The sequence below is a fragment of the Ignicoccus islandicus DSM 13165 genome (genome assembly GCF_001481685.1).
GTDB classification, from domain to species: domain Archaea; phylum Thermoproteota; class Thermoprotei_A; order Sulfolobales; family Ignicoccaceae; genus Ignicoccus; species Ignicoccus islandicus.
The window spans coordinates 692251-706660 of sequence record NZ_CP006867.1; the positions used below are offsets into that span (position 1 = coordinate 692251).

At 43.4% G+C, this 14410-nt stretch carries 13 protein-coding genes, 1 tRNA gene and 1 pseudogene; 9 read left to right on the forward strand and 6 right to left on the reverse strand.

The window, feature by feature from the left end; all coding sequences use genetic code 11:
• Positions 1-19: 19 nt before the first annotated feature.
• The 4 genes from EYM_RS03970 to EYM_RS03985 are packed head-to-tail and all read left to right on the forward strand — an operon-like array spanning position 20 to position 3995.
• Positions 20-2173: a hypothetical protein gene (locus EYM_RS03970; protein ID WP_075049777.1), complete on the forward strand. Its 2154-nt coding sequence runs from the start codon at positions 20-22 to the stop codon at positions 2171-2173.
• A 2-nt stretch (positions 2174-2175) separates the two neighbouring features.
• Positions 2176-2634, forward strand: coding sequence for a riboflavin synthase (gene ribC / locus EYM_RS03975; RefSeq protein ID WP_075049778.1), 459 nt, complete (start codon positions 2176-2178; stop codon positions 2632-2634).
• Between the two features lie 48 nt (positions 2635-2682).
• A complete protein-coding gene (locus EYM_RS03980) occupies positions 2683-3069 on the forward strand; it encodes a translation initiation factor aIF-1A (RefSeq protein WP_075049779.1) in 387 nt (128 codons plus the stop codon).
• Complete coding sequence (locus EYM_RS03985) at positions 3066-3995, forward strand: serine protein kinase RIO (protein ID WP_236943438.1); 930 nt, start codon at positions 3066-3068, stop codon at positions 3993-3995. Before EYM_RS03980 ends, EYM_RS03985 begins: the two co-directional genes overlap by 4 nt.
• A 22-nt stretch (positions 3996-4017) precedes the next feature.
• Here the strand turns inward: EYM_RS03985 and EYM_RS03990 are convergent, their stop codons facing one another.
• Complete coding sequence (locus EYM_RS03990; protein ID WP_075049780.1) at positions 4018-4743, reverse strand: hypothetical protein; 726 nt, start codon at positions 4741-4743, stop codon at positions 4018-4020.
• Complete coding sequence (locus EYM_RS03995; RefSeq protein WP_075049781.1) at positions 4740-5531, reverse strand: metallophosphoesterase family protein; 792 nt, start codon at positions 5529-5531, stop codon at positions 4740-4742. Before EYM_RS03995 ends, EYM_RS03990 begins: the two co-directional genes overlap by 4 nt.
• Before the next feature lie 149 nt (positions 5532-5680).
• On the opposite strand from EYM_RS03995, the gene pdxT reads away from it, so the two are divergent.
• The 4 genes from pdxT (at position 5681) to EYM_RS04015 (ending at position 9695) form a co-directional block, all read left to right on the forward strand.
• On the forward strand, positions 5681-6277 hold the full coding sequence (gene pdxT / locus EYM_RS04000; protein WP_075049782.1) for a pyridoxal 5'-phosphate synthase glutaminase subunit PdxT: 597 nt from the start codon (positions 5681-5683) through the stop codon (positions 6275-6277).
• 45 nt (positions 6278-6322) lie between these two features.
• Entirely contained in the window at positions 6323-7321 is a 999-nt protein-coding gene (locus tag EYM_RS04005; RefSeq protein WP_075049783.1) for a WD40 repeat domain-containing protein, read from the forward strand.
• A gap of 141 nt (positions 7322-7462) precedes the next feature.
• Positions 7463-8965: a lysine--tRNA ligase gene (gene lysS, locus EYM_RS04010; RefSeq protein WP_075049784.1), complete on the forward strand. Its 1503-nt coding sequence runs from the start codon at positions 7463-7465 to the stop codon at positions 8963-8965.
• 232 nt (positions 8966-9197) lie between these two features.
• Entirely contained in the window at positions 9198-9695 is a 498-nt protein-coding gene (locus EYM_RS04015) for an LAGLIDADG family homing endonuclease (RefSeq protein WP_075049785.1), read from the forward strand.
• A 185-nt stretch (positions 9696-9880) separates the two neighbouring features.
• On the opposite strand, the gene EYM_RS04020 is transcribed toward EYM_RS04015, so the two are convergent.
• A complete protein-coding gene (locus EYM_RS04020; RefSeq protein WP_075049786.1) occupies positions 9881-10927 on the reverse strand; it encodes a YncE family protein in 1047 nt (348 codons plus the stop codon).
• Between the two features lie 971 nt (positions 10928-11898).
• Here EYM_RS04020 and EYM_RS04025 point away from each other — a divergent pair.
• Positions 11899-12912: pseudogene (locus tag EYM_RS04025) on the forward strand (hypothetical protein); the annotation flags it as partial.
• Positions 12913-12917: 5 nt separating this feature from the next.
• Here EYM_RS04025 and EYM_RS04030 read toward each other — a convergent pair.
• The 3 genes from EYM_RS04030 to EYM_RS04040 form a co-directional block, all read right to left on the reverse strand.
• A tRNA-Leu gene (locus tag EYM_RS04030) sits at positions 12918-13005 on the reverse strand.
• Positions 13006-13034: 29 nt separating this feature from the next.
• Positions 13035-13784, reverse strand: a complete 750-nt coding sequence (locus tag EYM_RS04035; protein WP_075049788.1) for a phosphoglycolate phosphatase — start codon at positions 13782-13784, stop codon at positions 13035-13037.
• The gene (locus EYM_RS04040; protein ID WP_075049789.1) at positions 13766-14356 is read right to left on the reverse strand and encodes a hypothetical protein; all 591 of its coding nucleotides are present in this window, start codon (positions 14354-14356) and stop codon (positions 13766-13768) included. Before EYM_RS04040 ends, EYM_RS04035 begins: the two co-directional genes overlap by 19 nt.
• Positions 14357-14410 lie beyond the last annotated feature (54 nt).

The window sequence follows — 14410 nt, forward strand, 5'->3', positions numbered from 1 at the left end:
GAGGTAATACCTTATACGTATGATGAAGCTAAAGGGCAGAATAAGAGTGAAGCTCAGCAGGTTAAGAGCACCAGAAGAATTAGCGAAGTTAACTATTACGTTAGCGATAGTCGTTTCAATAATAGTCGCATTAGCAATAGTTTACGTTAACCTAACTGATATAGCGATTGTGATGGTTAACGGAGACGTAATATTAAAGGGAAAAGTTAGCTCGAACGAGGTCTTATATGCTTATGTAATTAGAGAAAGCGCGCGTCCACTAATCTCTTATATTGACCCGAGTTTACCATTAATCAAGTACCCGCTTATTGCGCTCGATGACGAAGCCACCGTTATTGACGCTATTCCTCTCGTAACATGTGAGACCTACACGAGACTCATAAAAAATGAGGTAATTGCAACCTATATGTGTAATGGAAAATCCTTCATGAAGGTAGTATCACCCCAATTGTCCACCATTTCATTAATTGGAGGTAACGTAACTTCGATTTCTTTGGAATTCTTCCCTAATCATTTGCTAAGTTATGATTTCGATAGTACTACTCTTAGGATGAAAGCGCTTCTCCCATTTCTAAATATGAGCTATACTCTCTCACTAAAACTGAAAGGATGTTCTATAATGAACGTTAAAGCGACTCCTTGGAGTAAGTTAATAATATACACACAACCTACAGCGAATAGTTGTAAGATAGAGTTACGTAACCTAAGTTTATGTTTCGAAGGTATTACTGAATATATGGAGAAAAGCTGTCAACCCTCACCTTTATTCGTGAGGTTTCTTGCTTATTCTATGAACGGATTAATGAACGTGATTGCGATCATAATAATGCCCCTGATCGCAGTAATTACGTGGAGAAAAATAAGAAACGAGTTGAGAACCCCACGTGGTTTCTTCGTCTTCGTCATTTTAATGAGCTTCATGGGATCAATAACTGCTCTTCATTGGGATGCCATAATGAGTTACTATTTCGCTAAGTATTCTTTCGATCCTATTTCTCTCTATAAATGGACTTATTCGAATCAACTGATGGCTAAGGTGAAGCTCCCGAGCCATTATCCTATGTTCGCAGGCTACACATACATAACGCCTTGGATAGCCATTCTATTATTCCCACTCTCATTTATTCAATCGCTTTTCAATCCAACAGGTTTTCTATATACTCTTACGCCGGATGCGTTAACTCTCGGTATGTACTCACTTTGGACGTTTAAACTCAATCACCTAATATACTATTTTACACTAGGATTATGGTTCGGCATTTTCTTGTATGCCACATATCTTATTGCGAAAAGGATATTTGAAGAAGAGAAAGTATTGATGTTTATGTATTCGCCCTTTACCGTTCTAATAACATTTTATTGGAAGATGTTTGAACCAATGCTTCTACTCTTTTTAGTCTTAGTGATATATATGGTTTCAAAAAGTAAGAAGCATTACTTGATTTCCGGCTTCTTTGGTGGAATCGTTACTACTAAAGTATATGGAACTATCTACCTTCTCCCTTTTATAAAATATATTTCTAAGAGGAAATTGGTTTTAGCTCTCCTTGGCATATTAATTTCCTATATTCCTTCTTTAATAATAGTAAAGAGCCTCGGATTGGATAAATTCATTTTCATTACGTTGTACTATCAAAGCCATAGAGAGATAGCAGCGGTTAACTACTTCCCACTGATTCTAGGGGAGCCTATTAAAATAATAACCTCGTTCGGTAACTTGGCTATGGTAATTGAAATATTTCTATTTGTCTTAGTGTTTGCGCTTTTCTTAAAGTACGGTCGTATAAGATCTATAAGAGATCATCTAATCTGGTCTATTGCAATGATAGTCCCTTATATGATTTTCAACAAAATCGTTTCGCCTCAAAACTACTTGTTTATGTTATTTTCACTCTACGTATTAGGTTTAACAGAACTGGCGAACTTGCTTTCAATCACTCTAACCCTTTACGTAATTTCGGTGTTTCCAACCGTTTTCTACTTTGCACTTTCTGGAATGACGTATTTGGGTAAGTACTATTTCTATGCTAAGGGCAGTGTGTTTTCAGTTATTGCCTACCTCTTCGAAGCCTTTGTTAGACCAATAGCTTGGTCCTTTTTGGTTGCCATGATAATTGTTATCAATGGAATCGCTTTAATGAGGGTACTAGAAGAAGCCCTCACGGAGAAATAAAGTTGGTATGTGTAGCTATAGTTGATACGACCTTCTCTAGGGTAGACATGGCGTCGGAAGCGATAAAGGTTTTGAGGAAAAAGGTTCCTGGACTCAAAGTAAAACGGTATACAGTGCCTGGCATAAAGGACATTGCAGTAGCAGTAAAGAAACTATTCGACGAAGGATGCGACGCAGCAATGACCTTCGGGTGGGTTGGGCCTACTCAAACAGATAAGTACTCTTACTTAGCTATGTCCATAGCCTTACAAATGGTTCAGATAAACTATGGACGACACGTAATAGACGTAACTGTTCATGAAGACGAAGCTGAACCAATTAAGTTGAAGGAAATAGCACTAGGAAGGGCGCGGGAACACGCCGAGAACCTCGCAGTAATTCTAACTAAGGGCCCTCAAGGCTTAACGCCTCTCGCCGGAACCGGTCAAAGACAAGGTTGGCCTGATGTAGGACCTCTATGAAGGGTTGGTATATTTAACCTTCAAGATGAATTTCCCTTTGGTGTCTGCTTGAAGAAGAAACCCAGTACGGAAAAGAGCAAGGAAGTGACGCTTCCCGGCGAAGGCGAAGTGTTGTGTATAGTTGAGAGAATAATAGGAGCTGACTACGCACTGATTAGGTGTCTTGACGATCCAGAGAGAGTTAGGAAAGCTAGAATCCCCGGAAGAATGAGAAGGAGAGTTTGGATAAGAGAAGGAGATATAGTAATTGCTGCAGTATGGGACTTCCAGCCAGATAGGGCTGACATTACTTATAGGTATCAACGAGACGAATTGAAGAGACTTATTGCAAAGGGTTTGTTACCCAAGGAAATAGCCGAATTAGCTAACATAACTGAAGAAGAAATTCAAGCTACCTTACAGCAACTCACAATGGAGGAGGGTGAGGAGGAGTGAGCAAGAAAGTGGATGAGTTCGTAACGAAAACCGAGGAAGAACTCGAAAAGCCTACCGAGGAGGAACTAGAGGAACTAGAAAAGGAGTTAGAGGAAGAGACGGAGGAAGAAGAGCTGCTCGAGGAAGTAGAGGAGAAGAGCCCACCACCCAAGGAATTAGTTCAGAAGAGAAAGTTCTTAAAGCGTCAAAAGGATAAGGACATGTTTGAAACTGTAGAGGAGGTATTCGATACCTCAACTCTTATGGCTGTTTACGAACTGATGAGGAGAGGCGTTATAGGTGAACTTTTCGGAACGATCTCTGCAGGGAAGGAGGCTAGGGTTTACTGTGCAAAGTCTCCGGAAGGAAAGGATCTCGCAGTAAAGATATATCTAACTAACACAGCCGAGTTCAGGAAAGGCATCAGGAAATACATTCTAGGAGACCCTCGCTTCGAACAAATAGCTAACAGAGGACTTAGGAGACTTATCTACGCATGGGCTAGGAAGGAGTTTAGGAACTTGAAGAGATTCGCTAAGGCTGGTATTAGGGTACCGGAGCCTATATCTGTCTATAAAAACGTACTCGTAATGGAGTTCATTGGTGAGAACTGCAAACGTGCCCCACTCTTAGTCGAGCTAGCCAAACCAGAGAACAAGCTAAGCACTGAAGAATGGCAAAAGATATTCGATACGGTCGTTGATTACATGGTCAAAATGTATCAGAAAGCTAAATTAGTACACGCGGACTTAAACGAGTTCAATATAATGTACTGGCAAGGCGAACCTGTAATAATAGACGTCAGTCAAGCGGTACCTCTAAGCCACCCCTATGCAGACGAGTTCTTAAGACACGACATACAGCAAATTAGGAGGTTCTTCAGTTCCGTTGGCGTGGAGGTTCCTAGCTTCGCCGAACTTTACTCTAAGATAACTGGCATGGAATGACGTGGTTAAATTCGATGATGAGTCATGCCCGGAACGAGTTTTTCGATGACTTAAAAAACTTCCTCTGAACGCCCCATTCGCTAGGCCAAGGTACGTATTTCCATAACTTGTACCTTATTGGTACAATTAATTTACGCAAAGTATTGAGCGAATTGCTCTTTACGTAACCTGGAAAGCCGTAAAAGCACTTCCCCGGCTCGAGATCTATGTCCCAACACCCCTCTTTAGGAAGATCAATTAAAATGGGTGCTTCCGTAAGTCTATTCCCTATAACTTTCCCAGGAACCTCGTAGTACTTAGCGCACCCCAATATGGGGACGGTAACCCAACAGCAATGGAACGGAACTTCCTTTACTATTAAGAAAGGAACGCCTAACTCCTCCTTTAACCTCTCCAGCGCTCTCTCAGGTTCCGTTAATACTTTAAATCCATTCTCACTTAAGAAAGCTGGCTCTATGAAGTACCTCTCACCCCTCTTCACTACTATGGCCCTTCCGTGCAATTTGTAAAGGCCTTTCGATAACGGGACGGGGTCCACTTCCTCGTAGGGTACTTCGAGGAAATCTATTACTTCGCCTACTCTCATGCTAGCCTCTACTCTAGATGGTTCTAAACCGTATATAGAAGCTATAACCTTGGCCTTCAAGCTGTATTCGTTCCATTTAATTTCGGTTAAGAAATCATCCATTTCCGAAATATGACAGATCAAACCCTTTTTCGCTTCCCTATAACTTTTCAATCTCTTCAATAGTATTCCCTCTCACCTAGCTTGACCTCTACGTGATCGCCCTCCAAATCTATTATAGCGAAGTATAGCTTGCCCCATTCGGCTTCCGAACCTGGATTAACGACTACGGTTCTACCTATCTTCCCGTAGCCTCTGGATTCGTGTATGTGACCGTGAAGTGATAGCAACGGTTGCTTTTCCTCAATCCATTTTCGGACGGAAGTGGATCCCACGTGGCCTCCGCCGTGATAGTTACTCACATCTACAACTCCTCTCGGTGGAGTATGTGAAACTAAGATATCTGCTTCGTGAGGTAAGCATTCCCATACGTCCTCCTCGCTCCCCTCTCTATAAGTTCCAAAAGGAGTATATGGCACTAGACTGCATCCGTCTATTCTCAACCCCCTAAAATCCATAGGCTTGGAAGCCTCCTTCAAGGCCTCGTTCATAAGCCAATGGTCAACGTTTCCAGCAATTACGAAGTAATTGATATCGTGCAGAGATTCCAACCACTGTTTCACCCTATCGTGAGCTGCTTTAGCTAACAAACCCGGAGCCCTGGCTTCTATTTCCCTATTGCTCGCATCTACCACGTAACCTCCAGACGCCTCGAACTTATCTCTCCCCATTGATAGATCCTTACGTCTTCCCCATACGCATTTGCAAACTGAATCTAAATTACAAACGCACTTACCCGTTAGGTCTCCTGAGACAATTAGTAGGTCCGCTCCTAATTCTCTGTATAGTCTTTTAGTCAATTCGAAAGCTTTCGTTGATCCGTGAAGGTCGCTTACGTGAAGGATCCTCAAAGCTATAACGCCCCGAGAGTAGTTGAATATCGAAAGTTATTAGGGGATGAAGAGTGACTCCAATTCAGAGAGATGAAGAGTTTCCGCCCCTCCTGATCCCTCAAATACATGAACCCTAGCCACAGACTGCTTTTAGATGGGAGTCTAAGATGCGCGCTGGTGTTTTAGCCTTACAAGGTGGTGTAGTGGAACATTTACATATGTTAAAGAAAGCAGCAGAGAAGCTTTCGATCAATGTTGAATTGATTGAGGTTAGGAGCAAGAGCGACTTAGAGCAAGTAGACGTATTAGTAATACCCGGTGGCGAAAGTACTGCTATTTATAGACTCTCTAAGAGGTTGGGATTGATAGAACCCCTCAAGGAGAAGATACTGGAGGGAACGCCTACTCTCGGAACATGCGCTGGTGCAGCCGCTTTGGCTAAACAAGTAGTTGACGCGCAAAGTCATAAGGAATATGAACCTATCCTGGGCGTAATGGACGTAAAGGTGATCAGAAACTATTTTGGAAGACAAAGAGAAAGTTTCGAAGCAGACCTTAATATCAATGGTATAGGCCAATTCAGAGGAATCTTCATACGAGCACCCGTTATTGAACCGCTTAGTAGTAGCGTTGAAGTGCTTGCTAAGTTCAAGGACGTAACAGTGGCAGCGAGACAAGGCAACGTCATCGCCACTTCTTTCCATCCAGAACTCACGTCCGATACTAGAATCCATCAGATGCTATTTGAGATGGTAAAGAAATAAAACTATTTAAAATATGAGATAATCTCCCTTTTAGGAAACGAAGTAATGGATAGGAGAATACTTTTCGCTCTTTCACTAATTGCGGTCAGTACCGAAATAGTAATTGGTCTTAGCATTGACAAGTTCTGGAGCGTCAAGTTACAAGGCACGGAAGGAATAAAGTTTTCGGCAGACGGTTACCTAGGCGTAGCCGGAACTGATGGATGTGCGTACGTATTTGATATCCAAGGGAACTTACGTCAGAAGGTGTGTCGAACGGAAGGCATGTCTGACGTATCGTCTTTTAAAAACATATTTGCTTTCTCATGTTACGATGGCTACGTTTACGTGATCGATCCAGAGAAGGGATTGGTTGGCGCTCACTTCGTTGGGTTTGGGAGTAGCGATGCGATTACGTTACTATCAGATGGATACATTGCGTGCAAATGGGATTGCGTCTACTATAAGTTAGGGGAGATTCGTTGGAAGCTCCCACTTCATTGGGTTGAGAACGGACCTGCAGTTTACATGAAAACAGTTTATATTCCCGAAAGAGACCTTAAGGAGTTGCTAATAGTATCTTTAGGAAACGGTGAAATTAGATATCGAATAAGGTTTAGGTCTCCGGTTTGGCATGCAACCGTATGTTCCGGAAACCTCGCAGTGGCAACTTCTAATAGCGTTTATATATTTGAAATTTTCGATCTGACGAAGCCACGTGAAATACTTGCAATTAATGCAAGCAAACCGTTTAGAGTATCTTTCTCTCCAGATTGTAACTACATAGCTATCGCGGACGCTTCGAGGTACCTAAAGGTATACGACCTCAAAGGAAACCTAACCCTTAGCATAGAGCTCTCTAATAACGCTACTTCCGTTGATTGGTGGAGCCGATACATTGCCGTAGCGCTCGCAGATGGTACAGTCGAGGTTTACGTTATACATGTACCCTTGTTCAAGTCACTCTCTGAGTACTTCTTGCCTATATTAGTGCTACCGCTACTACTAGCGATCTCTGGAATCATACTTTATAAGAGGAAAAAGGATTCTTATTTAAAATTCTAGCCTAGTAATGGTACTAACGCCCCGCCGTTCCCGGCGACGGCTGGGATGCCTCACACCGGCGAACGCCGGTGGATGGGCAAACCCGCCTCCACGGCGGGGCACATAAACTTCCCCTAGGCATATGCGCTTGGGCCGAAGATAATGGACTGGTTAAAGAAAATAGCAGACGAAATAATAAAGAGAGGAGGTAAGGCGTTCGTTATCGCTTCAGGCATGACTACCTCAGGACCAGCTCACTTAGGTACGTTAAGTGAATTCATTTACCCATATTCTATAGCTCAAGAACTAAAGAAGAGGGGCTACGATGCGGAATTCATATTCGTTGCAGACATTATGGACGCATTCGATGACATACCTCTAACTCTGAAAGACAAGGCAGAAGAGCTGAAGAAGTACCTAGGCAAGCCGCTCGCAGAGGTTCCAGATCCCTATGGTTGCCACGACAGCTACGGCGAGCACTTCCTCGCGGAATTTTTGGAACTCATGAAGAGGTTTGGAATAGAGCCTGACGAAGTGTTTAAGGCATCTGATCTATACAAAGAAGGATGGTATGACGACTACTTGAGGTTATTTGTTGAAAGGAGAACTGAATTGAAAAAGATAATGGAAGAAACCGCTATGAGGAAGCTGCCCGAAGATTGGTGGGACTTCGTTAAGCCAATATGTGAGAAGTGTGGAAGGATAGATAAAACGAAGGTAAAGAAGGTCGAAGGCGATAAAATATATTACAAATGCGAAGCATGCGGTCACGAAGGATCAATCGATATATCTTCTCATAGATGGAAGCTTGCGTGGAGAGTCGATTGGCCTTCTAGGCAAGATTTCTTGGGCGTAGATGCGGAAGGAGGCGGAGTGGATCACTTCACTAAGGGAGGTTCGTGGGATACGGCCCGAGAGATACATAAGAGAATTTTCGGGAAAGAACCACCAGTTGGTTTCAGGTACGGATTCGTACTAATGGATGGTAAGAAAATGAGTAAGAGTAAGGGTATAGGAGCTCTCAACGAAATAATGGCCTTACTTCACCCAGCGGTAATTATGTACTTCATTCTGAAACACGATATCGTTGAAAACAAGAACTTCAAAATGAACCCAAGGTTCCTGCTTCAGTTATATGAAGAATATAGGAGGGTTGCCCTCGGGGAAGATAAGGACCCCAAGAGAGTGAAAGCGTGGGAACTAAGTGGTAAAAAGGTGTGGAAAGTAGGTTTCGCTGATCTCTTAGTGTATTACCAGATATATAGGGATTGGAAGAAGGTTGCAGAACTCGTTGGAGACGTTGAATCCATCAAAGACTTAGCACCGTACGTTGAGGAATGGATCAAGAGGAACTTCGTTCCAGATGAATATAAGGTAGAAATTAAACAAGGAAAAGTTGGCGATCCCAAAGGCTGCGAGTTCCTTTCAAAGCTAGCTCAATTACTTAAAGAAGAGATGAGCGATGTAGAGATACATAACGCAATTTACGAAATAGCGAGAGAACTCGGACTCTCTCCCAAAGAGGCATTCAAGTACGTGTATCGGGTTTTGTTAGATAGCGACCGGGGACCGAGAGCTGGGAGATTGATCAAAGCTATAGGGGTAAAGAGGGCAAGGGACATGTTCCTTAAGGCTTGCGAAGACGAACCCTCAAAAGTACGTTAAGTCAAAGAGAAGGAATATTTAGCTAAAAGTGTATCTTTATGGTCGGGAATAATAACGTGGAGTCCGATAACTCAACATTGGTCGTTGCGGCATGGGGGGACGTTTATTAGGGTTAATTAGGGTAGTTTGCTGTAGATTAGGAGCCCTTGCGGGGCGATGGGAGCAACGTTCCAAGCTCCTTAGGGCGCCTTATCCTAGATGGGAGCCCCGTGCCTAACTTAGGTGAGATATAATGAAGAAGTCTTCATGCAAATCTACTCTACCCGAATGGGTGAGAGGTTGGTTAGCTGGGATAATTGATGGCGAGGGCACAATTACCCTTAAAAAGAAACGGCGAAAAGATAATGGGAATATTAACTATATACCCTTGACAGTTATAAATAACACTAACTTAGAGTTTCTTGAGAGAATTAAAGAAATTTGTGGATGTGGAACAATAGCACAACAATCTTCCTCGTATACAAAGAAACATCCAAATTGGAACTTAATTTATAGGCTGGAAATAAAAGGTTCATTTAATGTAAAAACTCTACTGAAACAAGTTTATCCGTATCTAATCATAAAACGTAAGCACGCCGAGATAGTTATGAGAATATGTGAAGAGAACATTAGAGCGTATTCGTTAAACCGACCAGCAAATACAGAATACTTGGAGAAACTCATTCAAGAACTTAAGTCTTTAGCAAAGGGAGGAAGAAGAAGCGCTGTTGGGCTCGATGGCCGCCCATGACCCCACAGCCTCCAAGAGGGGTTGTGGACGAAGTGGAAGTCTCTAGAGGCGACCCTTATCTTACAAGGGAAGACCCTCTAGGCACAAACGGCATCTTCCCGATAACGTTCGAATCGGAGCGTAATTATTCATCGAGAACCAGCTCGAAGGGGGTTAGGAAAGCGAATACCCATTTAAAAACTAGGTTACTCCCTCTTCCTCCTCAGCTTAGGCATCAAGAACGCAGCTGCCAGAGCAATGACCGGAATCTTCGATATGTTCAGCGTAGTGGTGGAACTGGAAGTCGTCGTGGTTGTCGTAGTAGTGGTTGTTACTGGCTGAGGGGTATATCCAACTACTCGGTACATCTCAACCTTACCGTCCCAATTACCTCCGTCATGGAGCAAGTAGCCAACTGCTAGCCTATCCCTCCACCAAGCTACGCTCCAAGTTCCGCCCATGTACTTGGAATAGACCACGTCCCCGTTAATGTCGAATATATTGAGCATGTTGCGGGTATCGGCCACTGCTATGTACTTGCAATCCGGAGAGAAGGCAGGAGTGTGTTCCCCCCAACCAACGTTCAGCCCGACGCTCTTCCACAACAGCCTAGGATTGACTGGATCGGAGATATCGTAAACGTACAGCTCATCAGCGATTACCGCTAGGTAGTTCCCGCAAGCGTTGACGCTACCGGTATAGTAATCGTAGCTTATCTCCTTGACTATTTCCCCAGTGTCTAAGTCAAGTATTTGGAGCTTGTAGCTCCCATGGTTAGCTGCGTAAACGTAGCCCTTGTGGACTACGACGTCTTGAACCTCACCGCCAACGTTAGTGTCCCAGTACTTATTCCCATTGAAGTCGTACTTGGCACAGTACCCATCGCAAGCTATGAAGCCTTTATCGAAGAGGACAATTGCAGTATCGTGGCTGTCCCCAACCGCTATCTTCTTCCAGAAGGTTCCGTTTTCGTAGAAGAGGTAGACGTAGTCATCGAGATTGACGAACCCGAACACTCCGTTGGAGTAGCCGGCCCCATCCATACTATATCTTCCGCACTTCTTCCCAAGCAAGTTCCCGTTGGGATCAACAATGTAGGCGCAATTGTCCCAAGAGGCTATTCCCAAGTTGCCGTTGGACGAGAGGGCCATGTCTCCAATGACATCGCTAGGCTGATCGAAGGTCCACAAGAGCTGTAAGTCCAATGCGTGTAGGGCTACCGCTAGCAGAGCTAAGGCGAGAGGTATCCTCATTCTAAAACGTCCTCACGTAACGTAATTTACTAGCGAACCCTATTATAGTTAATTACTATTTTACATTGTCTTCATTTGCTATATATCGTTGTTCAGAAAATCTAGAAAACAGGTAAACATAAGGGTATGGGACTATCAGAGTGGGACCGGAGTATAAAGTATAAGCTGGAGCTTCCCGGAGGGTATCGATGGAAGTATACCAACGTTATCAAGAGACTCATGAGGGCTTTGCGGAACATCCGAAGAGATTACGAAAACTTATCGAATCCGTTCGTGTAAGGGATTTCTCCCATCAACTTCTGCGTCACGCACTACGTATGATACGTCATACGCCTCCTCGAGTCTTAGTATATAGATCGACTGTCTCTAATAATATGTTTGTTTAATTCTGAGGTAGTTCCTTGAAAACTCTCGCACATAAATACGAGAAGTTTAACTATAAAATTGCATCCTTAGAGGAGGGATCACTAATATGTACAATAAATCAATATTGGTCGTTGCTGTATGGGGAGTTCCCTTCGGTTGAGAGAAGGTCGAGTATGTCCTTCCGAACTCATCTGAAACCTTCGTTTGCAGATCCTCAACGTTTCCATTGCTTCTCCAACTTTGTAGAGACGGGAAGAACGTATACGAAAAAGTATTCCTTTTGGACTCGTCTGTTTTAGTTCGTTCGAGAAATGAGTGCGTTCAAAGGACAACAACATCAGATAAGCTACCGGAGGCTTCTAACAGCTATAATGAAGTGATTAAGTACGTTAAACAGAGAACGTTCGAGTGGGGTCCGAAAATGCGGTTGCCCGGATCACGAATACGTTAGTGAAATAATAACGTTCTCGGTAAACCAAACGTAGGTAGGTACGGTAATTGGGAATACAGCTATTTCATGAGAAATAGCGTAGAACCTTATTCGTTAGCATACCCATTAATGGTTTTAGACCTATTAAGGACGGTAATCGAATAGGAAACCAGATGAAATAGTAGTAGATCTCTCTCACGGCCCGAATTACGTAGTCGCTTCCCTAAAGGACGCCGTCCTTGACGTGGCTAAGTTATATTCCATGACCCTCCAGCGAGAAGTAAAGGTAGTGTTCTATAATAGCAACCCATTACCTTTTCCATTTCCGAAAAGCGAAATCCCTCGAATACCGATCCATAAAACAGACGAAGTTCTAATAAGTCCCCGAGAAGCGGCCGAAGACGTAGCCCTTGAATTAAATAGAAAAGGCGAGTCACCTAAATCCATACTAAAGCTTGATTCAAGATTTTTTGAGGGAGGGGAAGCTAGTGAGTATCATAGGGTTCTAGATAGCGCATTTAAAGTAAATGCGAATTTACTAAGAAAGTACTCAATAGCCTCGGCCAGGGTCTTCGCTTATTCGATGGCCCTGGCGGGGGCTTATATCGCTCGAAATCTACTCAGCTTCAATTACGATTATTTGAAAGGAGCAAAGCACCTCGCAGATACGCTCTTTAATGGACTAATAAGTAAAACCTTAATCAATAGATCCTCAAAGAGAATAGAATTACCTATGAGGGTAAAGGGTAAGGAATTAGTTGCCTTGCTAAAGGCCTTCGCACTAAGCTATTACATTTTAAAGAAATACGAATCCGAGCTTGGTACTCAGAGACTTGCTGAGGTGGAGGGAGAAGGACTCAGTCTCAATGAAATGGAATTAATGTCGCCACACCTAAGTAGCTTCTACAAGAGCGTACTCGAATCGGAAATTAATGACTATGAAAGGAAATGCGTTAACGAGAACAAGGGTTGCGATATTGTAATAGATAAAGGGAGGTGGTCCAACGAAGAATGCAATATCAGTTCTCCTAATCCTCGACATATGAAGGCCCATATAGGTCTTGAGAAAAACCTCGTCGAAAGCAGAATAGATAATGGAATCTTACGAATTAGGTATAGGAAATTGGAAGGGAAATATTCGAAATGCTGGAAGAAGATACTTGATGAATTATCTAAGCCCCAGTTTTAGTGAAGTGGTGCGGGGGGTGGGATTTGAACCCACGCAGGCCTACGCCATCGGGTCCTGAGCCCGACCCCTTTGGCCAGGCTCGGGCACCCCCGCAGCGCCGGTAAGGCCAACTATAAGAAAATTTAAGAGCTTAACCCTCTTGCCTTAAGTAACTCTTTAGCGAACCAAGCGAAGCCCTTTCCAGCAGGGTACGGGGTTACTATATCAGCATGCTTCTTCAAAACGTCTTGTGCGTCGCTAACGGCAACCCCTATGCCAGCTAATTTTATCATGTCGAGATCGTTTTCGGCGTCGCCAACGGCAGCCAACTTCTCTAACGGTATACCGAACCTCTTCAAGATCCTCTCTACACCTAGTCCCTTCCCGCATCTCTCTGGCATTACGTGTATCGCGTGACGACTCGCTTTCACCCTTATACCGTGCTTTAGGTAGCCGAACTCTCTCAGTATTTCCTCAGCCTTCTGGGCATCGCTTTCCTTTACCTCACCCGTAGGAGAGTTCAAGGCGAAATCGCACATTCTCCAAGGGTTTTGCCAGGAAGGTTTCCAACCGTTTGTAGATAGTACCTTTAGTAGTATTTCGGCAGCCTCTTTCGCTACATTACATAATTCCTCGTCTACCACCAATTCCCTCCAATTGAAGTCTCCTACGCCACAACCGTTCTCGAATACAGTAGGTGCGGAGGTACCTAGATATCTCTTTAAGGTAGCAACGATAGGGAAGCTGTTACCACTTACCAGTATGACCCTTATTCCATATCTTTCCAATTCCCTCAGCGCTTTTATCGCATCTATATCCAAGACGAAGGAAATTCCCTCTGTTAAGGTACCATCTACGTCTGCAGCAACAACTTCTACTTTTGAGAGGTCCATTTCCTCAGCACCTCCACTACCTCACTTATGAGAGGTTGTAAAACCATTACTTTAGGTCGAACTTCCCTCCATTCGCCACTTAGCGTAACGGTGAGTAAGTGGTAACTTCCCATGGGGCTTACAGCAATAACTTTTCCCTCAGAAGTCGCTACTAAGCCGTTTACTATCAACTCTCCTAAAAAGTCTGTTCTTAAGAGACCTAAGTTCAAATTCAAGTTCTCTATTGGAACATTTGCTATTAAGGTCGACATGTCAATTTGGTCTTCACTGTAATTTATCTCAGTAAGGAAGGAAATAAGTTCGGCTACATAATCTTTAAAATTATCTATATCGCCAAACAGTATGATGTTCTTCGCATCGGGAGTAACGTATATTTTATATGCTATTGACTGGAGATCTTCCGAAGGCTTATAACCAATTAGCAAATTTTCCATGCTTAGTATCTCATATGTACCGTCCTCTTTTGGGAGGACCTTAGCGCTCCATAAACCGTATTTCGCTAATACTTTCGAGAACTCGACTAGGTTGAGGGGAACGCTTAGGTGAAGCTCCAATCTCGCACTTCCTTCCACTAGGCAGCACCTCTCAAATGGGCCACGGGTTCTAGTCGTTCCTCAGTTTAATTT